Origin of the sequence: Streptomyces sp. NPDC020898 (assembly GCF_044333925.1) — a bacterium.
Lineage (GTDB): Bacteria > Actinomycetota > Actinomycetes > Streptomycetales > Streptomycetaceae > Streptomyces.
In genome coordinates, this window is the sequence record NZ_JBIRRV010000009.1 from 179,721 (window position 1) to 203,776 (window position 24,056).

Here is a 24,056-nt window from a genome sequence, read left to right on the forward strand (position 1 = left end):
GCCCCCTCGCGGGAGCCCGCGACCCCGCCGGACTACCAGCCGGACTACTGGTGACGTATCGCTCTTGCGAAAGGTTCGCAACAAGCCACTATCATCGGACGGTGCATGTGCCCGATGGATTCATCAACGCCCCCGTCTCCGTAGCGGCCGGAGTCGTCGCCGCCGGCGCCGTCGCCGTGAGTCTGCGCGGTGCCCGGCGCGAACTCGACGAACGGATCGCGCCGCTCGCCGGCCTGGTCGCCGCGTTCATCTTCGCCGTGCAGATGCTGAACTTCCCGGTCGCCGCCGGGACCAGCGGACACCTGCTCGGCGGCGCGCTGGCCGCGATACTCGTGGGCCCCTACACAGGGGTCCTGTGCGTGTCCGTCGTGCTGCTCATGCAGGGCATCCTCTTCGCGGACGGCGGGCTCACCGCGCTCGGCGTGAACATCACGGTCATGGCCGTCGTGACGACCGTCGTCGCCTACGTCACGTTCCGCGGCCTGGTGAAGGTGCTGCCGAAGACGCGCCGTTCCGTCACCGTGTCCGCCTTCGTCGCCGCCGCGCTGTCCGTGCCGGCCGCCGCCCTCGCCTTCACGCTCGTCTACGCGATCGGCGGCACGACGGACGTGCCGATCGGGCGGGTCCTCACCGCCATGGTCGGCGTGCACGTCCTCATCGGGCTCGGCGAGGCCGCGATCACCGCGTTCACGGTCGGCGCCGTCATCGCCGTACGGCCGGACCTCGTGTACGGCGCCCGGGGCCTGACCCAGAAGCTCAAGCTGCGCGTCGGCGGCGAACTGGTGGACGCGACCCCGGAGCCCGAACGGGAACTCGCCCCCGCCCGCTCCCACCGCACCCGCACCGTCTGGCTCACCGGCCTCGGCGCCTCCCTCCTCCTCGCCGGCGTCGTCAGCTTCTACGCCTCGGCCAGCCCCGACGGCCTGGAGAAGGTCGCCGCCGACAAGGGCATCGACGCCAAGGTCGAGGAACACGCCGCCGCCGACTCCCCGCTCGCCGACTACAGCGTCGAGGGGATCACCGACGGCCGACTCTCGGGCGGCCTCGCCGGGGTGATCGGGGTCGGCGTCACGGTCGTCGCCGGGACCGGCATCTTCTGGGCGGTGCGCAGCCGCCGTACGGCCGAAGACGCCTCGCCGGCCGCCACCCGCACGAGCAGCGCCTGACATGGGCGCCGGGCACGCCCACCGTCTCTACCGGCACGCGCACTCCCCGATCCACACCCTGCCGCCGCACACCAAGCTCGTCGCCGCGTTCGCCTTCGTGATCGTGGTCGTCTCCACACCCCGCGAGGCGGTGTGGGCCTTCGGGGTGTACGCCGTCCTGCTGGCGGTGGTGGCCCGCGCCGCCCGCGTACCGGCCGGCTTCCTCCTCAAGAGGCTGCTGATCGAGGTGCCCTTCGTCGCGTTCGCCGTCCTCATGCCGTTCGTGGCGCAGGGCGAACGGGTGGACGTGCTGGGGATGTCGCTCAGCGTCAACGGCCTCTGGGGCGCCTGGAACGTGCTCGCCAAGGGCACCCTCGGCGTCGCCACCTCCGTACTCCTCGCCTCCACCACCGAACTGCGCGAACTCCTCCTCGGCCTGCAACGCCTCAAACTTCCGCCGCTGCTCGTGCAAATCGCCTCCTTCATGATCCGGTACGGCGATGTCATCGCCGACGAGATGCGGCGGATGCGGATCGCCCGGGAGTCGCGGGGCTTCGAGGCGCGGGGCGTACGGCACTGGGGGGTGCTGGCGAAGTCCGCGGGGGCGCTGTTCATCCGGTCGTACGAGCGCGGTGAGCGCGTGCATCTCGCCATGGTGAGCCGGGGATACACCGGGTCCATGCCCGTCATCGACGAGGTGACCGCGTCCCGGGCGCAGTGGTCGTACGCCTTCGCCCTGCCCGCCGCCGCGTTCGTCGTCTGTCTGCTGGGATGGTCACTGTGACAACCTCTCCGACCGTTCCCCCTGGTCCCGCGGCTCCCGGCGCTCCCGCTTCCCTGGAGGTCTCCGGGCTGGCCTTCGCCTACCCCGACGGCCACCAGGCCCTCTTCGGCGTCGACTTCACCGTCGGGCGCGGTGAGCGGGTCGCCCTGCTCGGGCCCAACGGGGCCGGCAAGACGACCCTCGTGCTGCACCTCAACGGCATCCTCACCGGCGGCGCGGGGACGGTGACCGTGGCCGGACTGCCCGTGGGCAAGCGGCACATGGCGGACATCCGGCGCAAGGTCGGGATCGTCTTCCAGGACCCCGACGACCAGCTCTTCATGCCGACCGTGCGCGAGGACGTCGCCTTCGGGCCCGCCGCCGCGGGGATGAAGGGCGAGGAACTCGAACAGCGGGTCCGTACCGCCCTCGACCTGGTCGGTATGGCGGACTTCGCCGACCGTCCGCCGCACCACCTCTCCTTCGGACAGCGGCGCCGGGTGGCCGTGGCGACCGTGCTCGCCATGGAGCCCGAGATCCTCGTCCTCGACGAGCCGTCCTCCAACCTCGACCCCGCCTCGCGCCGCGAACTCGCCGACATCCTGCGGTCGTTGGACGTCACCGTCCTCATGGTCACGCACGACCTGCCCTACGCCCTGGAGCTGTGCCCGCGCGCGCTGATCCTCAGCGAGGGCGTCATCGCCGCCGACGGACTCACCGGCGAGCTCCTCGCCGACGACACGCTGATGCGCGCCCACCGCCTGGAACTGCCCTTCGGATTCGACCCGCGCGCGGCCGCCACACGCACTCCGTGACAATGGGCGCGTGACGGAACGTGTGACGGAAGAAGCGGGCACGCCCAACGACGCGCACATCCCCGGGTCGCCGCGCCTCGACGACCAGTTGTGCTTCGCGCTGTACGCGGCCCAGCGCGCGATGACGGCCGCCTACCGCCCGCTCCTGGACGAGTTGGGCCTCACCTACCCGCAGTACCTCGTGCTGCTGGTCCTGTGGGAACGCGGCGAGGTGACGGTGAAGGAGCTGGGCGCCGCCCTGCACCTCGACTACGGCACGGTCTCGCCGCTGCTCAAGCGGCTGGAGGCGGCGGGTCTCGTCCGCCGGGAGCGGTCGGCGCGGGACGAGCGGTCGGTGTCCATCGGTGTCACCGGGCGGGGCGAGGAACTCCGGGAGCGCGCGGCGCGCGTCCCGGGCGCGCTGCTCGCGGCGACAGAGCTGGGCGGGGGCGAAGTCGCGCGGCTGCGGGGCGAGTTGTGGGAACTGGCGGAGCGGGCGCGCGCGGTGGCGGACGGCGCGCACTGACGGAGTACGGACGGCGTACTGACGTACGACATGCGCTGACCTGAGGTTACCCACGGTTCCTACCCCCGGGTAGTGGGTACATCCCTACCGGCCGGTACCTTGTGCACGATGTAGTTGCGGTATTCGCAGTATCTGCACATGTTCATGTTGTCCGCTTTGGGGGAGGTTCTGCCGTGACTGACGACGGTACCGCTGTCGACACCCGTCCGACGAAGATCATGTACGTCGCCGAGGCCACCGCTCACGGCGGCCGGGACGGCCATGTCACCAGCCAGGACGGCCAGCTCGCGCTGAAGGTGGCGATGCCGCCGCAGATGGGCGGCGACGGCAACGGCACCAACCCGGAGCAGTTGTTCGCGGCCGGTTACAGCTCCTGCTTCCACAACGCCCTGGTCCTGGTGGGCCGCCGCGAGGGCTACGACCTGACCGGTTCCACGGTCGCCGCGAAGGTCGGCATCGGCCCCAACAAGCAGCGCGGCTACGGCCTCGCGGTCGCCCTGAGCGTCTCGCTGCCGATCCTGGACCAGGACATCGCCGCCAAGCTGGTGGACGCGGCGCACATGGTCTGCCCGTACTCGAACGCCACCCGCGACAACATCGACGTGACGATCATCCTGGGCTGAGGAATCGCGGCCGACAGGTGCGTGTTACCCGCACGTGGACTTGAACGCGGACGTGAACGTAGATGCGCACGTAGATGTGCACGGCACAGTGGCGGCGGGCTTCGAGCCGGTCAGGGACGCGTTCGTACGGAACTTCGCGACCGGCGCCGAACGCGGCGCCGCCGTCACCGTGTACCGGGACGGGCGCCGCGTCGTCGACCTGTGGGCCGGCACCCGCGATGTGGACGGCGACGCCCCCTGGGAACACGGCACCGCGCAGATCGTGCGCTCGGCGACCAAGGGCGTCGCCGCCGCCGTACTCCTGATGCTGGCCGAGCGCGGCAAGCTGGACCTGGACGCTCCCGTCGGCGAGTACTGGCCCGAGTTCAAGGCCGCGGGCAAGGAACGGGCCCTCGTACGGCACGTGCTCTCCCACCGCGCCGGCGTCCCCGTGCTCGACCGGCCGCTCACACCCGCACAGGCCGCCGATCCCGCGCTCGGCGCCGCGGCGGTCGCGGCGCAGGCGCCGGTCTGGGAGCCGGGGACGGACCACGGGTACCACGCGCAGACGTACAGCTGGCTGACGAGCGAGCTCGTACGACGGGTCAGCGGGCGCTCGATCGGCGACTGGGTCGCGACGGAGATCGCGGGGCCGGCCGGGCTCGACCTGTGGCTCGGACTGCCGGACTCGGAGGCGGCGGCGGGACGCGTGGGCCGGGTGGGAAAGGTCGAGGCGCCGGAGCCGGAGTCGGGCGGCCTGAGGACGCGGCCGAAACGGGCCGTCGTCGACGCGTACGCCGACCCGGAGTCCCTCACCCGCCGCGCCTTCGCCGCGATCACCCCGCTGCCCGACGAGAACGACCCCGCATACCGCGCCGCCGCCCTGCCCGCCTCCAACGGCATCGCCACGGCCGACGGACTCGCCCGCTTCTACGCCTCCCTGATCGGCCAAGTGGACGGCGGGACACGCCTGTTCGCCCCGGAGACGGTCGAACTGGCCCGGCGCGAGCAGTCGGCCGGCCCGGACCGCGTCCTGGTGATCGGCACCCGCTTCGGCCTCGGCTACATGCTCCACGGCGCCGCCTCGCCACTCCTCTCCCCCGACTCCTTCGGCCACCCGGGCAGAGGCGGCGCCCTCGGCTTCGCCGACCCGGAGTCGGGCATCGCCTTCGGGTACGTCACGAACGGCTTCCGAAAGAGCGTGACGGCGGACGCACGGGCACAGGCGCTGGTGCGGGCGGTGCGGGCTGTGGGGGCTGCGGAGGCGGGGCGGGCTGCGGGGGCGGGGCGGGCTGCGGGGGCGGCTGGGGTCGGTGGGTCACTGGACTAGTGGTCCAGTGACCCACTGGACGGGTGGATGAGTGGCCGAGTGGCCGAGTGGCTCACTGGCTCACTGGCTCACTGGCTCACTGGACGAGTGGCTCATCCACCCGCTGGACGAGTGACCCGCTGGCCGACTGGCTAGGTGGCCGACTGGCTCTCCGGCCGAGTGGCCAGGTGACCCACTGGCCGACTGGCCGAGTGGCCGAGTGGCCGAGTGGCCGACTGGCCGACTGGCCGACTGGCCGACTGGCCGACTGGCCGACTGGCCGACTGGCCGACTGGCCTAGCCAATCGCCAGCGAACGCGACCGACGTCCCGACGCCTCGTCGATCTCGTCGTGGGCCTTCGTCAGGAGCCTCATCGCCAGTTCGTTGAGGGCGCGCGCCCCGGCGATCTCCTCGCCGACGCGCGGCTGGTTCTCGTCGGACCGGTGCCGGCTTGCGTATCCGTGGGCCCGTACCTCGTTCCCGTCCGGCAGCCGTACGAGGGCCGCGGCCCGTGTGCGCTGCTCGTCCTCGTCGAATTCCAGCTCGACATGCCATCCCACTGCGGTGTGCGTCATGACGATCACCTCCGTTACCGCTCCTCCTTCCAGAGTGCTCCTGCCGTGCCCCGCACGCACATGTATGCCGGGCGCCCCGGGTATACCAGGTAGGCCACGTACGGAAGTACGACGCCCGTTGCGTGACAGCCGCCGCACGACGTCCGTTGTGTGACGTTCGTCGCGTTCGCACCGCTCTTCGTGGTCTCAGGGCCGGTGCCGTGCTCTGCTGAGAGCTTGCCGCGTTCTCGCGAACCTCCCGCATCGACGCCAAGGAGTTGTCGTGCCCCATTCCCGGTGCCGCCCCCGCCACCACGGCCGCGGTTAACGGGCCGCGGGCACGGTCCCGAACATGCGCTGCTGTCTCTCCGCTCCCCTCGCCGCCCTGGCGTCGCTCCCCGCGCCCCGCGACCTCGTCCGCTCCGGCGCGCTCCTCACGCCTGCCGTACTCCGGTCCGCCCTCGCCGCCCGCAGGGAACGCGTCACGCACCCCGACACGGTGACGGCCCTCCACCTGGAGCTGGTCACGCTCACCGAGGACCGCGCCGTCATCACCTGGTACACCGCCGTCCCCGGCACCGACGACGGCTTCGGCCACCTCCTCCCCGCGGTCACCGAGGGCGAGGTCGTGTACGGCACCCACCCCGGCCACCTCAACCGCACGGCGGCGGAGAACCACCCCACCGCCCACCACTACGTGGAACTGACGGACCTGGAACCGGGCCAGACGTACTACTACCAGGCCCGTTCCCGTGGCCGGGCGGCCACACCGACCCCCCTGCACCTGGTCCGCGGCAACGCCGTGGGCACCTCGCTCCACGGCCTGGGATCGCACGGCGGCCCGTACTCCTTCACGACCCCCCAGCCTCCCCCCGGCCGCCACCTCCTCTCCATCGCGCTCTGCAACGACCTGCACCTCGGCGAGACCACCGCGGGTCTGGTGGCCGGCGTGCCGATGCTGCGCGGGGTGTCGCAGCAGCCCGGTCTCGACCCGTACCCGGAGATCATGAGCCGGGCCATGGTGGAGGAGGCCCACCGGCGCGGAGCGGACGTGCTGCTGGCCGCCGGGGACATCTCGGCGGGCGGCGCGCCCCGGGACCTGGCCGAGGCCCGCCGCATCCTGGACGGTTTCGGCACCCACGGACGGGACTACTTCGTCGTACGGGGCAACCACGACCGCCCGAGACATCCCGAGGACGCCTTCCGCGACGGTTTCCTGGGCGGCGCCGACGGCACCGGCTACTTCGCCCGCGACCTGGGCGGCCTGCGCCTGATCGGCCTCGACACCTACGAGAAGAACGGCAACGGCGGGGATGCGGGCGGCCTGAGTGCCGAGCAACTCTCCTGGTTCCAGGGCAAGTTGAGGACCGACCGGGACCGGCCCACCATCGTCTTCGGCCACCACCCGCTCACCACACGGGACTCGGTCTTCCCCATGGGACGCGGCCAGCGCCTCGACCGCAGCCAAGCCCGTTCGATCGTCGACGCCTACGCAGCCTCCCCCGGCGTCTTCCTGCACCACGCCGGCCACACCCACCGCAACAAGCGCACGGTCCTGACCAGCGCCCCGCACGTCACCCAGCAGGAGGTCAGCGCGGTCAAGGACTACCCAGGCGGGTTCTGCCTCCTCCGAATCCACACCGGCGGCTACGCCCTCAACTACTACAAGAACAGCAGCGTCCCGGCCCGCGCCTGGGTCGAACGCAGCCGCCTCACGGCAGGCGGCCTCTGGCCCCACCACGCTCTCGGCCGCTCGGTGACCGACCGCAACAGCATGCGCCTCCACGACCTGTCCGGCGTACGTGCTTACATGCGCGGATGACAAACACGGCAGGCACGGCAGCCAACAACGCTGCCGACACAGCCCAGTTCCGCGTCCGCCCTCGCACGGAGGCCGACCTCGACGCGTGCGTGCGCATGCTGGCGACGGTCCACAAGCAGAACGCGTACCCCCTCAACTGGCCCAGCGACGCGGCAGGTTGGCTGACTCCGCGCTCGCTCCTCGCCGTGTGGGTGGCGGAGGGGGGCGACGGTGAGGGGATCATCGGCCACGTCGTCCTGTCCCGCAGCGATGCGGGCGACGCGGCGGCGGCCCTCTGGAGCGACGGCCCCAGCGCCGTGATCAACCGCCTGTACGTCGATCCGGCGGCCCGGGGCAGAGGAGTCGGCGCGGCGCTGATGACCCGGGCGACGGCAGAGGCGAAGTCCCGCGCCCTGCACCCCGTACTGGACGTGGCGTCGACGGCCCCGGCAGCGGCGGCCCTGTACGAACGCCTGGGCTGGACGCTGCTGGCGGCGGAGGTGGAACAGGAATGGCTGCCGGGCCAGTGGGTGAAGCTCCGCTGTTACGCGGCGCCGAACTCCTGAGGCCTTCCCTCTCTGTCCGTCCGCCGGTCCGCCCGCCTGTCCGCCCGTCCTTCCCACCCCTGTCGAGGCGAGTCGAACTCGCAGAGCAGGTCCTGATGGCGACCCTCGTGGCTGCGTCCGCGCGGCGGCCGGCGAGGTTCAGCCGGCGGAGTCGGACGGGTCGAGTGTCTGAACCTCTCCGGCCTCCGTCGCCCTCACGGGCTCAGCCCGCCGTCGAGAGATTCCCGAGCGATTCCGGGTGATGGCGTAGCCGAAGGCCGTCGCCAGTATGTACATGAGAACCGAGTAGACAGCGCTGGGAACCGCTACCGCGGTGTTGTCGAGGACGCTCAGTGCGATGGTGAGGGCCACAGTGGTGTTGTGGATCCCCACCTCCATGGCGCTGGCGACAGCCTGGGGCTCATTCAAGCGAAGGACCCTGGCACCGCCGTAGCCGATACTGAGGCTCGCCAGACAGAAGATGCCGGTGACCAGGCCGACCTGACGAAGGTAGTCCGCGAGGTTCTCCCGCTCTCCCAGCAACGCCCCCAGGGACACCGCGACCAGGATGACGATGGAGAACACACGGACCGGACGGTCCGCTCGGGCGGCGAAGTCCGCGGAGCGCTTCCGGACGAGCATGCCGAGCCCGACCGGGATGAGCACGATCGCGATCACCTGCAACACCTTGCCGAACTGCAGTCCCAGGTCACCCTCGGCATCGAAGTGGCTGATGGCCAGGTTGGTGATGAGGGGAATGGTGACGGCTGCCAGCACGGAATTGATCGCGGTGAGGGTGACGTTGAACGCCACATCCCCGCGGAAGAGGTGGCTGAAGAGATTGGCGGTGGTGCCGCCCGGGGACGCGGCCAGCAGCATCACGCCCACCGCGAGCAGCGGGTCCACGTCGAAGATCTTGACCAGACCGAAGGCGAGCAGCGGTAGCACCGCTATCTGCACGGTCAGGGCGAAAGCGACCGCTTTCGGGGAACCGGCCACGCGCTTGAAGTCGGCAGTGGTGAGCGAGAGCCCGAGGCCGAACATGATGATGGTGAGCGCGATGGGCAAGCCTGTCGTGATCAGCGCTGAATCGTTCATGCCCCACGCTTCCTGGATGACAGGCAGCGGAGACTGCGAAATGCCGCCGCACGGCCCGTAGGTGGCCACAGTGAAGCAGTTGCCGAGTCCCTGTCACAAGGTTTGAGCTGGGCCAGTGCAAGATGTGATCTTGTACTGCGCGGCGCGTATCGCGTGAGCAGAAGTGGGGGCCGCGGCAGCATGCGAAGGTCCGCTGCTACACGGCGCCTGCGTGACCCCGGGGTTCGCGGGTCTCCCTACCCGGCGTGCAGCATCAGCCCGATCCCGACCACCAGCAGCCCGGCCGCGGCGATCCTCGGCGCCCCGAACCGTTCCTTGAAGAACACGGCCCCGATCGCCGCCCCCACGATGATCGACGATTCCCGCAACGCGGCGACGGGGGCGAGTTCGGCCCGCGTCTGCGCCCACAGCACCAACCCGTACGCCGTCACGGACAGCGCGCCGCCGAGCAGCCCGACGGCGGCGAACGGCCGTACCGTCGCGAGGAATCGGCCCCGCCACCGGTACAGGGCGTAGGCGGGGACGGCGATGCCCTCCAGCGCCATCAGCCAGGCGATGTAGGCGAGCGCGGAGCCCGAGGCCCGTACGCCCAGACCGTCGACGACGGTGTACGCGGCGATGGACAGCCCGGTGGCCAACGCGGCCCCGATCGCGGCCCAGTTGGGCCGCCGTCCGCGCAGGCCCCACAGGGCGACCCCGGTAAGTCCCGCACAGGACACGGCGATTCCGGCCGCCGCCCATCCGTCGGGCACCTCGTGGGCGAACACGGCGGCGAGCACGGTGACGACAAGGGGCGCGGTACCGCGCGCGATCGGGTACGCCTGCCCGAAGTCGCCGAGCCGGAACGACCGCATGAGCAGCGCGTAGTACGCAATGTGGATGAGGGCCGACGCGACGAGATAGGGCCACGCCCCGGCGGCGGGGAGCGGAAGGAACGGCACCGCGACCAGCCCGATCAGCATTCCGCCGCCGGCGATGAGCGTGAACCCGACCAGTTTGTCGGTGATGCGGTGGGCGAGCGCGTTCCAGCAGGCGTGCGTGACGGCGGCGAGCAGGACGGCGGCGGTGACGGCCGGGGTCACGAGGTCGCCGGCTCGCGCACGTCCACGAGAGTCGCGCCGGCGTGGGCGATCAGGGCCTTCGGCTCCATGGGGAACACCGTGTACGGGGTACCGGCGGCGGCCCAGACGAGGTCGTGCTCCAGCAGCGAACGGTCGGCGAGGACGCGGGTCTTCGTCCGGTGCCCGAAGGGCGGCACGCCCCCGATGGCGTACCCGGTGGTCTCCCGTACGACGTCCACCTTTGCGCGGGTGACCTTCGCGGCGCAGAGTTCGCGCCGGACGAGCTCGACGTCGACGCGGGAGGCGCCGTCCATGAGGACGAGCACGGGGACGCCGTCGGCGGCGAAGATCAGTGACTTGCAGATCTGGCTCAGCTCACACCCGATCGCGGCGGCGGCCTCGGCGGCGGTACGGGTCTCGTCGGGGAACCGGCGGATGCGGGAGTGGAGTTCACTGAGGCCCAGTTGATCGAGGGCCTCGGCGAAACGGGAGGAGGACGTGGTCATGCCCGGCACGTTAGCTGCCGGGCACATGCATCACGAACGAATTCCAGGCGGTAGGGGCGAGGGTGAGGTGGGGTGCCTCGGGGGTCTTGGAGTCACGGATGTGGATGGTGGCGGGGGTGGTGGCTACTTCTACGCAGTCGCCGGGTTCGCCACTGTCGCTGTAGCTGCTCTTGAACCAGTGGAGTTCCGAGGTGCTCATAATGCTCCAAGCGCTCGCTCGATGAAGGCCAGCGACTCTCTCGGCGGGAGAGCCTGCGCCCGAATCATCCCATAGCGCAGCTCAAGGACCCGAAGATCCCGGGGAGTTGAGACCGGGCGGCCGTTGAACGCGCCATCGGAACGCCCGACCGCCGTACCGTCGGCGAACTTCAGCACCTGGATCCGGCCCTGCGTCCCGGCGTGCTCGTCCCTGTCGGTCGGCATGACCTGAAGCGTGACGTTCCGCAACTGCCCCAGCTCCAGCAGATGTTCGAGCTGCCGACGCAACACCGTCTTCCCGCCGAATGGGCGCTCCAGCGTCACCTGCTCCTGGATGAAATTGAGCGAAGGCACGGGTTCCCGGTCGAAGACCGACTTGCGCGCCATGCGTGCGACCGTCTCCCTCTCGATCACTTCCCGGGTCAGCGGAGGCTGCGTCATCTCGAACAGTGCCTTGGCGAACTCGGGAGTCTGCAGCAGGCCGTGGATGTTGTGGTTGCTGTACAGCAACATCTCCACCGCGCGCGCTTCCAACTCCTTCAGCGCCCGTACCTTCTTCGGGTACTGCGCGTCCTCCACGTACTTCCGCATGGCGATGATCGCGCCCCGCGCGTTCAGCAACTCGTCCGCGTTGTACAGGAATTCGACCCGCGGGATCCGCGCCCCCCGTTCGACCTTCCGGATCAGATCCTCGCCGTACCGCATCGCCGCCCCGAAGTCGGCCACCGACATCTCGGCGGCCTCCCGGTGGAACTTGATCACGCTGCCGACAACCTCGATCATCGGCGCCATTTCGTCGCCGGGCTCGATCGCCCAGCCCACCTCGTCCGCGTCCTCGCTCATACCCACCTCCAACGGCGACCGGTACCCGTACGGCACCACGGACAGCCGGGACAGACAGGACAGACGGCGGGGGCGTCACTCACAAGGGTGATCTTCACCCGATTAGCCGCGTTATGGCACATGCCGGAGCCATATGCTCGCCAGCGTTCGTCACGAAAGGACCGAAGTCACCACGATGGTCAGTTCCTCGCACGAGGCGATGCACCGGATCTTCCGGCAGGAGCCGGGGCTCCTCGCCAGCGTCGCCCGCAAGCTCGACATCCCGGCGTTCGGCACACCGATCTCCGTCACCGAACTCCCGACCGACCTCACGGAGAACCATCCCGTGGAGCGGCGGGTGGACACACTGTTACAGATCGAGGAGGCGGGCGGCAGCTACGTCCTGGCCGTGGAGGCGCAGGGGAAGCCCAACAAGTCCAAGCACGGCACCTGGGCCTACTACATGGCCTTCGCACAGCAGAAGTACCAGCTCCCGCCGTTGCTCCTCGTCATCTGCCGGGACCGGCGGACCGCCGCCTGGGCTGCCCAGCCCGTGAAGTTCGGCCCACCGCAGTGGCAGGGGCTCGCGCTGCAGCCCCTGGTCATCGGACCGGACGACATCCCCGCCGTCGAGAGCCTGGACGAGGCCACCCGCGATGTCCCGATGGCCGTTCTGTCCGCGCCGAGGACCGGTCGGTCGATGGCACACTGAAGCTACTGGCAGCAGCGTTGAGGGTCATGGAGGCCCGCGACCCGGAACGGGCAGAACTCCTCGCGGAATTCACCAACCAGGGCTTGGACAGCACCAAGGCCTCCCAGATCTGGAGCGATCTCTTGAAGACCGACCTCTCATTCTTCACGTCATCGGCGGCCCAGGAAATCCGCGCCGAGGGAGCGGCCGAGGGGCTCTCCCACTACCTCCTCCACCATCTCGAACGCCGAAACATCCCCGTCTCCGACGCCGACCGGGACCGCATCACCACCTGCGACGACCGCGACACCCTCACCCGATGGATCGACCGCGCCATCACCGCCACCTCCACCACCGAGGTGTTCGCCGAGGACCCGGCCGCCCAAGGGCAGTAACCAGCAGCAAAAAAGCCGGTGAGGGCTCCCCGTCCCCACGGGGCCCTCACCGGCCGGCTCTTCTTCAGAGGCGATACGTCAGGAGACGCGGCGCGTCAGACTCGTACCAGCTCCCGGTCCTCGTCCTTCGGACGGTTGTCGTCGTCCAGGGACCGCAGTCCCTCGCCCTCCACGTCGACGTTGGGCAGGGCGCGGTCCAGCCACTTCGGGAGCCACCAGGCCTTGTCGCCCAGCAGGGCCAGTACCGCCGGGACGATCGCCATGCGGACCACGAAGGCGTCGAAGAAGACGGCGATCGCCAGGCCGAAGCCGAAGAGCTTGATCATCGACTCGCTGGAGCTGATGAAGCCGCCGAAGACAGCCATCATGATGACCGCGGCGGCGGCCACGACCACCGCGCTGTGCTTGAAGCCGGTCGCTATGGCGTCGGTCGGCGACTCGCCGTGGACGTACGCCTCCCGCATCCGGGTCACGAGGAACACCTCGTAGTCCATGGCGAGACCGAAGACCACGCCGACCATGAAGATCGGCACCATGGACATGATCGGGCCGGTCTCCTCGATGCCGATCAGGCCGCTCAGCCAGCCCCACTGGAAGACCGCGACCACGGCACCGAGGGCAGCGAGGACGCTGAGCAGGAAGCCCAGGGCCGCCTTCAGCGGGACCAGGATGGAGCGGAAGACCAGGATCAGGAGCAGGAACGCCAGGCCGACGACCAGGCCCAGATACGGGATCAGGGCGTCGTTGAGTTTCTGCGAGAAGTCGATGTTCATCGCGGTGGTGCCCGTGACCAGTACCGTCGCACCGGTCTCGGCCTTGACGTCGGCGCTCTGGTCGCGGATCGCGTGGACCAGGCCCTCGGTCTGGGTCGAGGACGGCTTGGAGTCCGGGATCACGGTGATCGTCGCGGTGTCGCCGGCCTTGTTGAAAGCCGGCGGGGTGACCGTCACGACGTCCTTGAGGCCCTTGATCCCGTCGGTCACCTCGCCGGCCGCGGCCTGCGGGTCGTCGCTGTCCGTGGCGTCGACCACGATCATCAGCGGCCCGTTGAAGCCGGGGCCGAAGCCGTCCGACAGCAGGTCGTACGCCCGGCGCTGCGTCGTGGAGGTCGGCTGCGAGCTGTCGTCGGGCAGGCCCAGTTCGAGCTGGGTGACCGGGAGCGCGATCGTGCCCAGGCCGACCACACCGAACATCAGCACGGCGATGGGCCGCCGGATGACGAAGCGCGCCCAGCGGGTGCCCAGGTTGGGCCTGGCCGGCATCCCGGACGCGTCGCCCTGGGAGTCGCTCTTGTCCTCGGCGAGCTGCTCGCCCTTCTTCTGCTTGCTCTTCTGCTTGCTCTTCTTCTGGCCCGCGGGGGTGACCTTCCGGCCCGCGTACCCGAGCATCGCCGGGATCAGGGTCAGCGCGATGAGGACGGCGACCACGACCGTGCCCGAGGCAGCGAGGCCCATCTTGGTGAGCATCGGGACGTTGACGACCGCGAGGCCCGCAAGGGCGATCACGACCGTGAGGCCCGCGAAGACCACCGCCGAACCGGCGGTACCGGTGGCGCGTCCGGCCGCCTCCTCCCGGTCCCGCCCATCGGCGAGTTCGCTCCGGTAGCGGGAGACGATGAACAGCGCGTAGTCGATGCCGACCGCGAGACCGATCATCAGCGCGAGCGTGGACGTGGTGTCGCCGAGGTCGAGCGCGTTGGCGAGGGCGGTGATGGTGGCGCCGGCGATACCGACGCCGATGATCGCCGTCAGCAGCGGCAGTCCGGCCGCGACCAGTGACCCCAGGGTGATGACGAGGACGACCGCGGCGATGGCGATGCCGATGATCTCGCCCATCATCGCCGGCTCGGACGCGGCCTGGAGCGCGTCACCCCCGACGTCGACGGTCAGTCCGGTGGCCCGGGCGTCGTCCCCGGCGGCCTCCAGGGCGTCCTTGGTCGACTCCGAGAGCTCCATGCCGGGGAGCGTGTACTTCACTGACGTGTAGGCGACCGTCCCGTCCTGGCTCACGGCGTTCGTGGTGAACGGGTCGGTGACGGAGACGACTTCGGAGCCGTCGCCGAGTTCCTTGACGGTCTTCGCGACGGTCGCCTTGTTGTCGGCGTCCGTCATCTTCTGGCCCTCGGGCGCCTTGAAGACCATGCGCCCGGTCGCTCCGTCGGCGCTGGCGCCGGGGAAACGCTGTTCCAGCAGGTCGAAGGCCTTCTGGGCCTCCGTACCCGGTATGGAGAAGGACGTGGTGCCGGCGGCGGGCGCGCTGGCCGCGCCGACTCCCGCGAGCGTCAGCAGCGCCACCCAGATCAGGGCGACGAAGTGGCGTCGCCTGAAGGCGAGCCGGCCGAGTTTGTAGAGAAACGTGGCCATGAGGGCCTACTCCCGGTCAGGTCGTGGAAGTGCAAGAGGGCATGGGTGATCAGCCTGTTGGGGCGCAGGGGAGATCGGCCCGACGACGTGAGCGGTCGCGTCAGGTGCAAGTGGTGCTGTTTACAGGGGTGTTGGGGTACTGGGGGGGGAGAAGTGGAGGTGAGGACGGACGGCCGTCTCAGGGAGTCGAGGGAATCGGCACACCGAGGGCGGGGAGCACCACGGCGTCGATGTACGAGCCCAGGAAGGCCTGCGTCGGGGGCAGTTCGTCGATGATCGACCGTGCCGCGAAGGCGCCGATCAACATGTGCAGCACGTAGTCGAGCGCAGGGTTGTCCACCCTGATCTCACCCCGGTCGACGGCACGCTGGAGCACCTTGCGGAACTCCGCCATCTCCGGCTCGATGAGCAGTTCGCGGAACGCCCGCAGGAGATCCGGGTTGTCCTGGATCGCCATGCCCAGAGCCCGCATCAGCGCGGAGTTCTGTTCCATGGTGCAGTCGTCGTCGCGGAGCACGAGGGCATGGAAGTCGCCGCGCAGGGACCCGGTGTCGATGGCGGCGATGCCCGAGGCACCCGGCTTCATGTGCCGCAGCGCCCTGACGACCAGTTCGGCCTTGCTGCCCCACTGGCGGTAGAGCGTGGCCTTGCTGGACTTCGTACGGGCGGCGACGGCGTCCATGGTGAGGGCGTCATAGCCGACCTCCCGGAGCAGGTCGAGCACGGCCCCGTACAACTCGGCCTCGCGCTCGGGCGTGATCCGACTACGACGCGCCGTTGCGACCTCGGTCATGCCACTCACCCTCTCCTGGTCCGGTACAGCTCCGCCGTACGTCAATGAACATACCCCGAGAACGAGAGAAACGAAACCGTTTCGTACGTGTTCCGGCTCACGAGTGGCGGGCAGACGGGCCCGGGCATCAGATATTTCACCATTCGGTCGGGTTCAAAGCGGCTTCCGAAGTTGCTGGGGCCCCGTTTGCGGAAAAGCATGGGGAGGTGAGCTATCTGCGCCTGCCCCACCTCAGTGGCGACCTGCTGTGCTTCGTAGCCGAGGACGATCTCTGGCTCGCCCGCCTCGACGGAGACGGAGACGGCCGCGCCCGGCGGCTCACCGTCGACCGTACGAAGGTCGGGCACCCGCGCTTCTCGCCCGACGGCCGGCACATCGCGTACACGAGCTGGCGCAGCCTCGTGCCCGAGATCCACCGGGTGCCGGTGGACGGCGGTCCGGCGGACCGGCTCACCTACTGGGGCAGTGCCGACACCCAGGTCTGCGGCTGGTCCCCGGACGGGGACATCCTCGCCGTCGCCTCCCACGGCGAGCCCTTCTCCTACTTCACCTGGGCCTACAGCGTCCCGGCGGCCGGCGGCCCCGGCGGGCGCCTGCCCTGGGGCCCGGTCTCGGACATCCAGGTCGCCGACATCGACGGCGAACGCCGGACCCTCCTCCTCACGGGCACCCCGCCCCACGAGCCCGCCGCCTGGAAGCGTTACCGGGGCGGCGCGACCGGCCGCCTCTGGCTGCACGGCGAGCGCCTCCTGGCCGACCTCGACGGCCACCTCCACTCCCCCATGTTCGTCGGCGACCGCATCGCCTTCCTCTCCGACCACGAGGGCATCGGCAACCTGTACTCGTGCGCGTACGACGGCTCCGGTCTGCGCCGGCACACCGACCACGACGCCTTCTACGCCCGGCACGCCTCCAGCGACGGCACCCGGGTCGTGTACCAGTGCGCGGGCGACCTGTGGATCGTCGACGACCTCGCCGCCGACTCCCTCCCGCGCCGCATCGACGTACGGCTCGGCGGACCGCGTGCCGGGCGCCGTACGTACCAGGTGCCCGCCGCGCAGCACGTCGACGGCATCTCGGTCGACGAGACGGGCCGCGCGAGCGCCGTCGTCGTACGCGGCAGCCTGTACTGGCTGACCCACCGCGACGGCCCGGCGCGGACGATCACGGACACCCCGGGGGTACGGGTCCGGCTGCCCGAGATGCTCGGCTCGGGCGGACAGGTCGCGTACGTCACGGACGCGGAGGGCGAGGACGCGATCGAGATCGCCTACCTGCCGAGGGCCAGCGGGGAGCGGGAGCCGAGGCGGCTGGCGTCGGGGGAACTGGGCCGGGTACTGGAACTGGTGTCCGACCCGGAGGGCGAACGGCTCGCCATCGCCGCCCACGACGGACGGCTCCTGCTCATCGACGCCTCGGAGGACTCGGACGGCGAGGTGACGGAGCTGATCCGCTCGATCAACGGGCCGGTCACGGACCTCGCGTTCTCCCCGGACGGCGCCTGGCTGACCTGGTCGCACCCGGGCATCGGCCGCTCCCTGCGCCAGATCAAGATGGCCCGTATAAAGGACCGCCTGATCGTGGACGTGACCAACGGCCGCTTCGAGGACGAGAACCCGGTCTTCACCAGGGACGGCCGGTATCTGGCCTTCCTCTCCTGGCGGGGCTTCGACCCGGTGTACGACGTCCACACGGGCGACCTCTCCTTCCCGCTCGGCTGCCGCCCCTACCTGGTGCCGTTGTCGTCGGCGACCCCCTCCCCCTTCGCGCTGTCCCCCCATGGCCGGCCGGCCGCCGGGGGCCTGGACCCCGCCGAGGACGAGGGCGCCGACGGCACGGTGACGGTCGAGGTGGAGGGGCTGGAGAGCCGGGTGACGCCGTTCCCGGTCACCGCCTCCAAGTACTCGGCGCTGTACCCGGTCGCGGGCGGCGGGCTGGTGTGGCTGCGCTGGCCGATCTCGGGCGCGCTGGGTGAGACGTTCGCGAACCCGGCGGACACGAGTGGGCGTCCGACGCTCGAGTACTTCAACATCAGCAAGGCGAAGAAGTCCGAACTCGTCGACCACCTCGACTGGTTCGCGGTGAGCGGCGACGCCTCACGACTGGTCGTCGTGGACGACGACGAGCTGCGCGCGGTGCCGTCCACCGACCCCGGCGACAGCGACACGACCGTCTGGATCGACCTCCGCCGGGTCCTGCACGAGGTCGACCCGCCGGCGGAGTGGCGCCAGTCGTACGAGGAGGCGGGCCGTCTGATCCGCGCCTACTTCTGGGATCCCCACATGTGCGGCATCGACTGGGACGCGGTGCTGGACCAGTACCGTCCACTGGTCGAACGGGTCGCGTCCCCCGACGAGTTCGCGGACCTGCTCCGGGAGGTCCTGGGCGAGCTGGGCACGTCCCACGCGTACGTCACAGCCGCCCGCCGCAACGAGGGCCCACCCCACTACCAGCGCCGCCAGGGCCTCTTGGGCGCCAACTTCGTCCGCAGGGACGGCGGTTGGATGCTCGACCGTATCCTCCCCGGCGACTCCTCCGACTCCAAGGCCCGCTCCCCCCTGGCCGGTTCAGGAATCCGAGAGGGCGCAACCCTCACCCACGTCGACGGCCGCCCCGTAGACCCGGTAACGGGCCCGTTCCCCCTGCTGGCGGGGGCGGGGGGCACGACGGTGGAGCTGACGTTCACACCGACGGAGGGTGTTCGGGCCGGGGTTGCTCCGGCGGGGGGTGCCCACGCGGGGGTTGCTCCGACGGGGGGTGCCCTCGCGGGGGTTGCTCCGGCAGGGGGTGCCCACGCGGGGAACTCCCCGGCGGGAGCCGCGCTGGCTGAGGGTGCCCCCACGGGAGCTGTCCCGACGGAGGGAGCCTCGGTGGGAGCTACCCCGGCTGAGGGTGCCCCGGCGGGAGTTGCTCCAGCGGAAGGTGCCCTGGCGGGAGCTACCCCGGCGGGAGCAACCCCACCGGAGGGTGCCCCGGCGGGAGCTGCCCCGACGGAGGGTGCCTTGGCGGGAGATTCCCCGACGCGAGCTACTCCAGCAGGCGCTACTCCGACAGGTGCTACTCCAGCGGGCGCTGCCCTAAGAGGGGATTCCCCGACGGGCGCTGCCCCGACGGAGGCCGCCTGGGCGGCAGCTGCTCCGGCAGGTGCTACTCCAGCAGGCGCTGCCCCGGCGACGGCTGCCCCGACGGGAGCTACTCCAGCAGGCGCTGCTCCGACGGAGGCTGCCCTGGCAGGCGCTGCTCCGGCAGGCGCTGCTCCGACGGAAGGTCCCCCGAGGGGGCCTGCCTCGGCGGAGGTTGATCCGGCCGGGGGAGCTCCGACGGACAGTTCTCCGCCCGAAAGCGCCCCCGCGGAGAGTGCTCCCCCCGAAAGCGGCCCCGTCGCGGGTGGGGGGCGGGCGCGGAGGGTTGCTGTGGTGCCGCTTGTCGATGAGCGGCCGTTGCGGTATCAGGACTGGGTGGCCAAACGCCGGGAAGTGGTACGGGAGTTGAGCGGCGGACGGTGCGGGTATCTGCACATCCCCGACATGGGCGGCTCGGGGTGGGCCCAGTTCAACCGCGACCTGCGCATGGAGGTGTCGCGTCCGGCGCTGATCGTCGACGTACGCGGCAACGCGGGCGGCCACATCAGCGAGCTGGTCGTGGAGAAACTGACGCGCACGATCCTGGGCTGGGACCTGACACGCGACGCCCAGCCGGTCTCGTACGCCTCGAACGCCCCGCGGGGACCGGTGGTCGCCCTCGCCGACGAGGCGACGTCCTCCGACGGGGACATGATCACGGCGGCCTTCAAGCTGCTGGAGCTTGGCCCGGTGGTCGGTCAGCGCACCTGGGGCGGAGTCGTCGGCATGACCGGCCGCCACCGCCTCGGCGACGGCACGGTGATCACGGTGCCGATGAACGCGGCCTGGTTCGACGCCTACGGCTGGACGGTGGAGAACCAGGGCGTCGCCCCGGACCTGGAGGTCCTGCGCACCCCCCTGGACTGGGCAGAGGGCCGTCACGTGGAAATGGACGACGCGATCCGCCTGGCCCTCGACCTCCTCACCACCCACCCGGCGGCGACTCCCCCGACCTACAACCACGTACCGAACCGAGCAAGGCCGAAGCTGCCGCCCCGCTCCTGACAGCCACGCTCCTGACCCCCGGGCGCGTCCCAGGGGCGCGGGGAACTGGGCGACAAGCCCCCACCGACCGCACCCCGACAACGCACCCCCACCACCCCAGAACCCCAAAAAACCAAAAGCGCAGGGTGCCCCACGAACAAGGGGCACCCTGCGTCCGCTCAAGCCAAGGGACTAAATGTCGTAGTCCTGGTTGAACCGGTCCTCTTCCTCACGCATCGCGCGCTCCGTGTCCTCGTCGCGCGTACGCCCCCGCTCCGGGGTCTGCTCCTGGCCGGGCTTACGCTCCTGGCCCTGCTGACCCTGTCGGCCCGACTGGCCCGGCTGGTCCTGGCCCGACCGACCCGGCTGGCCCTGGCCCGGCTGGTCCGGCTGGCCCTGCCGCCGACCCTGCTTGCCCTGCCGGCCCTGCTCCATCTTTTCCTTGGCCTGCCGGGCCTTCTCCTGCATCTCGTCCTTCATGCCCATGTGGTTTCACTCCCGTAGTGGGTGAGGGGATCGGGGCTCGACCAGATTTGCACGCCCGGACAAAGCACGCATTTCGATCAGTAACCGAACGTCACCGACCGTGTTCCTCGTGTCCCGCGCTCGCGCTCGCGCCCGCCCCCGCGCCCCGCGCCTCCTCGTCCGCCGCCCCACCCGCTCCCACAAGCCCCGTCCGCATCCCCGTCAACCGGGGCGCCACCCGCCCCACCTCACGCTGCCCGACCGCCCCGATCAGCCCCGGCAGATACCCCCGTACCCCCTGCATCCCCCGCAGCCACCACTGCCCGTACACATGACTGGACCGCCGCTCGATGCCCGCCACGAGCCGGTCGACGGCCGGTCCCAGCGGATACGTCTTGCTCGCGGGCCACGGCAGCTTCTGGCGCAACTCCCGCATGACGTCGTCCTGGTCGGCGCCCCGCACCATGTCGGTGTCGGTCCAGGACAGATACGCGACCCCCACCCCCACGCCCTTGTATCCGACCTCGGCCCGCAGACAGTGCGCGTACGCCTCGACGCCCGCCTTGGACGCGCAGTACGCCGTCATCATCGGCGCCGGAGCCATGGCGGCCAGCGAGGCGATCTGCAGCAGATACCCCCGGCTCTCCGTCAGCACCGGCAGAAACGCCCGCCCGGTCACCGCCGACCCGATGAGATTGACCTCGACGACCCGCCGCCACGACTCCGGATCGGAGTCGACGAAGGGCCCACCGCTCGCGACCCCCGCATTGGCGACGACGATGTCGACCTTCCCGAACCGCTCCTTGACCTCCTGGGCCACCCGGGCCATCGCCTCGTGATCGGTGACATCGGCGTACCAGTACGCACTGTCGGTGTGCAGCCGTTCCGCCACCCCCTTCAGCACATCCGCCTCCAGGCCGACCAGCGCGACCTTGGCCCCGCGAGCGGACAGCTTGCGCGCGAGCAGCTCACCGACCCCCCGAGCGGCCCCCGTGACGACAGCGACCTGCCCGTCCAGACTGACCCTGCTCATGCGCCCTCCTCGATTCGTACACTGCCGTCGTCGGCCTGAGTACTCGGCGAACCCGACTGCGCGTATGCCACGACGAGTTCACGTATCAGCCCGCTCACCACCCCCGGCGCCTCCACCGGCGTCATGTGCCCGAGTCCCGGCAGCTCGGTCACACCGTGGCACTTGGGCAGTACGGCGGCCAGCGCCCGCGCGTGAACAGGCGGCGTGAGCCGATCGGCCGTACCGACGACGACCGCGGTCGGCACGAGCAACTCCCGTACTGCAGCCTCCAGTTGGACCCCGTCCAGCACCCGCGCCCACAAGTACCGCACCTTGCGCGGGCACGCGTGCACGATGCGGGCGCACGCCTCGACCATGACGGCCGGTGAACCGGCGCCCATGGTCGCGTACTTGAGGATGCGGCGGGAGACCGGCGTGACCGGCCCGAGCGGGGCCCGCGAGCTGAGGGCGCGCCGGGTGAGCCAGGTGCGCAGCCGCCCCGCCCGCATCGGCACGACCAGCGCCTCGGCGACCAGCCGCGAACTGCCGGTGCTGCACAGCAGTACGGCCGCCGCATGCTCCCGGAACCCCGGCCGCGCGGAGGCGGCCAGCACCGTCATCCCGCCCATGGAGTGTCCGGCGATCACCGCCTTCTCGCCGGGCGCGAGGGTCGCCGCGAGTACGGCTTCCAGGTCGTCGGCGAGTACGTCGGTGCCGTAGGCGGAGCTCGAAGGGCTGCGTCCGTGGCCGCGCTGGTCGTACGCGACGACCCGGTGATCGGCGGCGAGGTCGCGTATCTGGGCGGCCCAGAAGGCAGTTGAGCAGGTCCAGCCGTGCGAGAGGACCACCACGGGCCCGTCGTCGACGCCGTGCACCTCGACGTGCAGCCGGGCCCCGTCGGCGGAGACGGCGGTGAGTTCACGGACGGGTGCGGGATGGGCGTACGGACCGTCCGCCACGGACATCAGCCGGCTCACGCGCCCACCTCGACAGGGGAGTTGATGTCGGCGGGCGCCCGCAGGACCTCGTACTCGGCGAGATCAACGCGTCGGGTCGCGCGCCGGAACTCGGACGTCGTACCGGGCCAGATGGTGGTGTTGCGCCCGTCGGCGTCGAGGTACCAGCTGCTGCACCCGCCCGTGCTCCACACAGTGCGCCCCATCCGTTCCTGGACCCGGTCGTTCCACGCGTCGACGGCGGAAGGCCGGGCGTCGAGCGCCACCCGTCCCCCGAGAACGTCCAACTGCCGTACGTAGTCGGCCAGGTAGTTCAACTGGGACTCGATCATCAGGATCATGGAGGAGTTCCCGAGGCCGGTGTTGGGCCCGATGATCGTCATCCAGTTGGGGAACCCGGCGGCGGAGGCACCGCGCAGCGCCCGCATCCCGCTCCCCGCCCAGGCCTCGGCGAGCGTCAGTCCGTCCGCACCCACGACCCGGTCCGCGATGGGCATGTCGGTGACGTGGAACCCCGTACCGAAGACGATGGCGTCGACCTCGGCGGTGCTCCCGTCGGCCCCGACGACGGTGGACCCGCGGACCTCGCTCAACCCACTCGCCACCACGTCCACGTTGGGCCGGGTAAGCGCCGGATAGTACGCACTCGACAGCAGGATGCGCTTGCAGCCGATGCGGTAGTCGGGGGTGAGCTTGGCGCGCAGGGCCGGATCCTTGACGGCGCGGGTCATGTTGCGCCTGGCCAGCGCCTCCACCATCCCCAGCTCGCCGGGGCGCTTGGTGAACGCCTGGACCTGCAACTCCCGTACCCCCCAGGAGAGTCCGCGCCGCAGCCGGGTCGTGAAGGGCAGCGCGCGGTGCACGGCGCGCTCGGCGTTGCCGATGGCCCGGTCGATGCGGGGCATCACCCAGGGCGGCGTGCGCTGGAAGAGGGTGAGGCGGGAGACGTCGGGCTGGATGGCGGGCACGATCTGGATGGCGGAGGCCCCGGTCCCGACCATCGCGACCCGCTTGCCGCGCAGGTCGTAGTCGTGGTCCCAGCGGGCGGAGTGGAAGACCTTGCCGGGGAAGGTGTCGAGCCCCGGGACGTCCGGCACCTGGGGATCGGAGAGCGGTCCGGTGGCGGAGACGACGAGATCGGCGAGGAGGGTCCCGCTGCTGGTCTCGATCACCCACACCAACCGGCTCGCGTCCCAAGTCATCGTCTTCACCTCGGAGTTGAGGCGGAGATGGGGCCGCAGCCCGAAGACATCGGTGACGTGCTCCAGGTACGTGCGGATGTGCTCCTGCCCGGAGAAGGCGCGCGGCCAGTCGGGGTTGGGCGCGAAGGAGAACGAATAGAGATGGGAGGGCACATCGCAGGCGCACCCCGGATAGCTGTTGTCCCGCCAGGTGCCGCCGACGCTGCCGGCGCGCTCCAGCACGACGAAGTCGGTGATCCCTTCGCGGCGCAGCCGCACGGCGGCCCCGAGCCCGCCGAACCCGGACCCGATCACCGCCACCCGCACATGTTCGTGTTCGGCCATGCCGATGCCCTTCCCTGCGCGACC

General features: G+C 70.6%; 23 protein-coding genes. 11 read left to right on the forward strand and 12 right to left on the reverse strand.

The window, feature by feature from the left end; genetic code table 11:
* Window positions 1-101: 101 nt before the first annotated feature.
* The 6 genes from ACH4TV_RS27645 (at window position 102) to ACH4TV_RS27670 (ending at window position 5,160) form a co-directional block, all read left to right on the forward strand.
* Window positions 102-1,166 (forward strand): energy-coupling factor ABC transporter permease, encoded by a 1,065-nt coding sequence (locus tag ACH4TV_RS27645; protein WP_398402657.1) that lies wholly within the window; start codon window positions 102-104, stop codon window positions 1,164-1,166.
* A 1-nt stretch (window position 1,167) separates the two neighbouring features.
* Window positions 1,168-1,929, forward strand: a complete 762-nt coding sequence (gene cbiQ / locus ACH4TV_RS27650; protein WP_398402658.1) for a cobalt ECF transporter T component CbiQ — start codon at window positions 1,168-1,170, stop codon at window positions 1,927-1,929.
* The gene (locus tag ACH4TV_RS27655; RefSeq protein WP_398402659.1) at window positions 1,917-2,723 is read left to right on the forward strand and encodes an energy-coupling factor ABC transporter ATP-binding protein; all 807 of its coding nucleotides are present in this window, start codon (window positions 1,917-1,919) and stop codon (window positions 2,721-2,723) included. The genes cbiQ and ACH4TV_RS27655 overlap by 13 nt, the downstream gene beginning before the upstream one ends.
* Window positions 2,724-2,745: 22 nt before the next feature.
* Window positions 2,746-3,228, forward strand: coding sequence for a MarR family winged helix-turn-helix transcriptional regulator (locus tag ACH4TV_RS27660; protein WP_398402997.1), 483 nt, complete (start codon window positions 2,746-2,748; stop codon window positions 3,226-3,228).
* 218 nt (window positions 3,229-3,446) lie between these two features.
* The gene (locus ACH4TV_RS27665) at window positions 3,447-3,851 is read left to right on the forward strand and encodes an organic hydroperoxide resistance protein (RefSeq protein ID WP_398402998.1); all 405 of its coding nucleotides are present in this window, start codon (window positions 3,447-3,449) and stop codon (window positions 3,849-3,851) included.
* 52 nt (window positions 3,852-3,903) lie between these two features.
* Window positions 3,904-5,160 carry a serine hydrolase domain-containing protein gene (locus ACH4TV_RS27670; protein ID WP_398402661.1) on the forward strand — a complete coding sequence of 419 codons (1,257 nt, stop codon included), beginning with the start codon at window positions 3,904-3,906 and terminating at the stop codon, window positions 5,158-5,160.
* A gap of 276 nt (window positions 5,161-5,436) precedes the next feature.
* Here ACH4TV_RS27670 and ACH4TV_RS27675 read toward each other — a convergent pair whose 3' ends face one another.
* Complete coding sequence (locus tag ACH4TV_RS27675) at window positions 5,437-5,715, reverse strand: DUF1876 domain-containing protein (RefSeq protein WP_398402663.1); 279 nt, start codon at window positions 5,713-5,715, stop codon at window positions 5,437-5,439.
* A 331-nt stretch (window positions 5,716-6,046) separates the two neighbouring features.
* Here ACH4TV_RS27675 and ACH4TV_RS27680 point away from each other — a divergent pair, with 331 nt between their 5' ends.
* Complete coding sequence (locus ACH4TV_RS27680; RefSeq protein ID WP_398402664.1) at window positions 6,047-7,516, forward strand: metallophosphoesterase; 1,470 nt, start codon at window positions 6,047-6,049, stop codon at window positions 7,514-7,516.
* A 95-nt stretch (window positions 7,517-7,611) separates the two neighbouring features.
* On the forward strand, window positions 7,612-8,061 hold the full coding sequence (locus ACH4TV_RS27685) for a GNAT family N-acetyltransferase (RefSeq protein ID WP_398403000.1): 450 nt from the start codon (window positions 7,612-7,614) through the stop codon (window positions 8,059-8,061).
* Between the two features lie 138 nt (window positions 8,062-8,199).
* Here ACH4TV_RS27685 and ACH4TV_RS27690 read toward each other — a convergent pair whose 3' ends face one another.
* The 5 genes from ACH4TV_RS27690 to ACH4TV_RS27710 form a co-directional block, all read right to left on the reverse strand.
* Window positions 8,200-9,138, reverse strand: coding sequence for a bile acid:sodium symporter family protein (locus ACH4TV_RS27690; RefSeq protein ID WP_398403002.1), 939 nt, complete (start codon window positions 9,136-9,138; stop codon window positions 8,200-8,202).
* 236 nt (window positions 9,139-9,374) lie between these two features.
* A complete protein-coding gene (locus ACH4TV_RS27695; RefSeq protein ID WP_398402666.1) occupies window positions 9,375-10,220 on the reverse strand; it encodes an EamA family transporter in 846 nt (281 codons plus the stop codon).
* Window positions 10,217-10,705, reverse strand: a complete 489-nt coding sequence (locus ACH4TV_RS27700; protein WP_398402668.1) for a YbaK/EbsC family protein — start codon at window positions 10,703-10,705, stop codon at window positions 10,217-10,219. Before ACH4TV_RS27700 ends, ACH4TV_RS27695 begins: the two co-directional genes overlap by 4 nt.
* A 10-nt stretch (window positions 10,706-10,715) precedes the next feature.
* Window positions 10,716-10,904, reverse strand: coding sequence for a DUF397 domain-containing protein (locus tag ACH4TV_RS27705; protein ID WP_398402670.1), 189 nt, complete (start codon window positions 10,902-10,904; stop codon window positions 10,716-10,718).
* On the reverse strand, window positions 10,901-11,746 hold the full coding sequence (locus ACH4TV_RS27710; protein ID WP_398402672.1) for a Scr1 family TA system antitoxin-like transcriptional regulator: 846 nt from the start codon (window positions 11,744-11,746) through the stop codon (window positions 10,901-10,903). The genes ACH4TV_RS27705 and ACH4TV_RS27710 overlap by 4 nt, the downstream gene beginning before the upstream one ends.
* Window positions 11,747-11,921: 175 nt before the next feature.
* On the opposite strand from ACH4TV_RS27710, the gene ACH4TV_RS27715 reads away from it, so the two are divergent.
* Window positions 11,922-12,437, forward strand: a complete 516-nt coding sequence (locus ACH4TV_RS27715; RefSeq protein ID WP_398402674.1) for a hypothetical protein — start codon at window positions 11,922-11,924, stop codon at window positions 12,435-12,437.
* Between the two features lie 26 nt (window positions 12,438-12,463).
* Window positions 12,464-12,811 (forward strand): hypothetical protein, encoded by a 348-nt coding sequence (locus tag ACH4TV_RS27720; RefSeq protein ID WP_398402676.1) that lies wholly within the window; start codon window positions 12,464-12,466, stop codon window positions 12,809-12,811.
* A gap of 95 nt (window positions 12,812-12,906) precedes the next feature.
* On the opposite strand, the gene ACH4TV_RS27725 is transcribed toward ACH4TV_RS27720, so the two are convergent.
* Window positions 12,907-15,174, reverse strand: a complete 2,268-nt coding sequence (locus tag ACH4TV_RS27725) for an MMPL family transporter (RefSeq protein WP_398402678.1) — start codon at window positions 15,172-15,174, stop codon at window positions 12,907-12,909.
* Window positions 15,175-15,352: 178 nt separating this feature from the next.
* Complete coding sequence (locus ACH4TV_RS27730) at window positions 15,353-15,967, reverse strand: TetR/AcrR family transcriptional regulator (protein ID WP_398402680.1); 615 nt, start codon at window positions 15,965-15,967, stop codon at window positions 15,353-15,355.
* A gap of 206 nt (window positions 15,968-16,173) precedes the next feature.
* Between ACH4TV_RS27730 and ACH4TV_RS27735 the strand changes: the two genes are divergently transcribed.
* Window positions 16,174-20,094 (forward strand): S41 family peptidase, encoded by a 3,921-nt coding sequence (locus tag ACH4TV_RS27735; RefSeq protein WP_398402682.1) that lies wholly within the window; start codon window positions 16,174-16,176, stop codon window positions 20,092-20,094.
* Window positions 20,095-20,265: 171 nt separating this feature from the next.
* Here the strand turns inward: ACH4TV_RS27735 and ACH4TV_RS27740 are convergent, their stop codons facing one another.
* From ACH4TV_RS27740 to ACH4TV_RS27755, 4 genes are all read right to left on the reverse strand, one after another.
* Window positions 20,266-20,559 carry a hypothetical protein gene (locus tag ACH4TV_RS27740; RefSeq protein WP_398402684.1) on the reverse strand — a complete coding sequence of 98 codons (294 nt, stop codon included), beginning with the start codon at window positions 20,557-20,559 and terminating at the stop codon, window positions 20,266-20,268.
* Between the two features lie 91 nt (window positions 20,560-20,650).
* Window positions 20,651-21,571 (reverse strand): SDR family oxidoreductase, encoded by a 921-nt coding sequence (locus ACH4TV_RS27745; RefSeq protein ID WP_398402686.1) that lies wholly within the window; start codon window positions 21,569-21,571, stop codon window positions 20,651-20,653.
* Window positions 21,568-22,527 carry an alpha/beta fold hydrolase gene (locus ACH4TV_RS27750; RefSeq protein ID WP_398402688.1) on the reverse strand — a complete coding sequence of 320 codons (960 nt, stop codon included), beginning with the start codon at window positions 22,525-22,527 and terminating at the stop codon, window positions 21,568-21,570. The genes ACH4TV_RS27745 and ACH4TV_RS27750 overlap by 4 nt, the downstream gene beginning before the upstream one ends.
* A complete protein-coding gene (locus ACH4TV_RS27755; protein WP_398402690.1) occupies window positions 22,524-24,032 on the reverse strand; it encodes a flavin-containing monooxygenase in 1,509 nt (502 codons plus the stop codon). The genes ACH4TV_RS27750 and ACH4TV_RS27755 overlap by 4 nt, the downstream gene beginning before the upstream one ends.
* Between the last annotated feature and the right edge of the window lie 24 nt (window positions 24,033-24,056).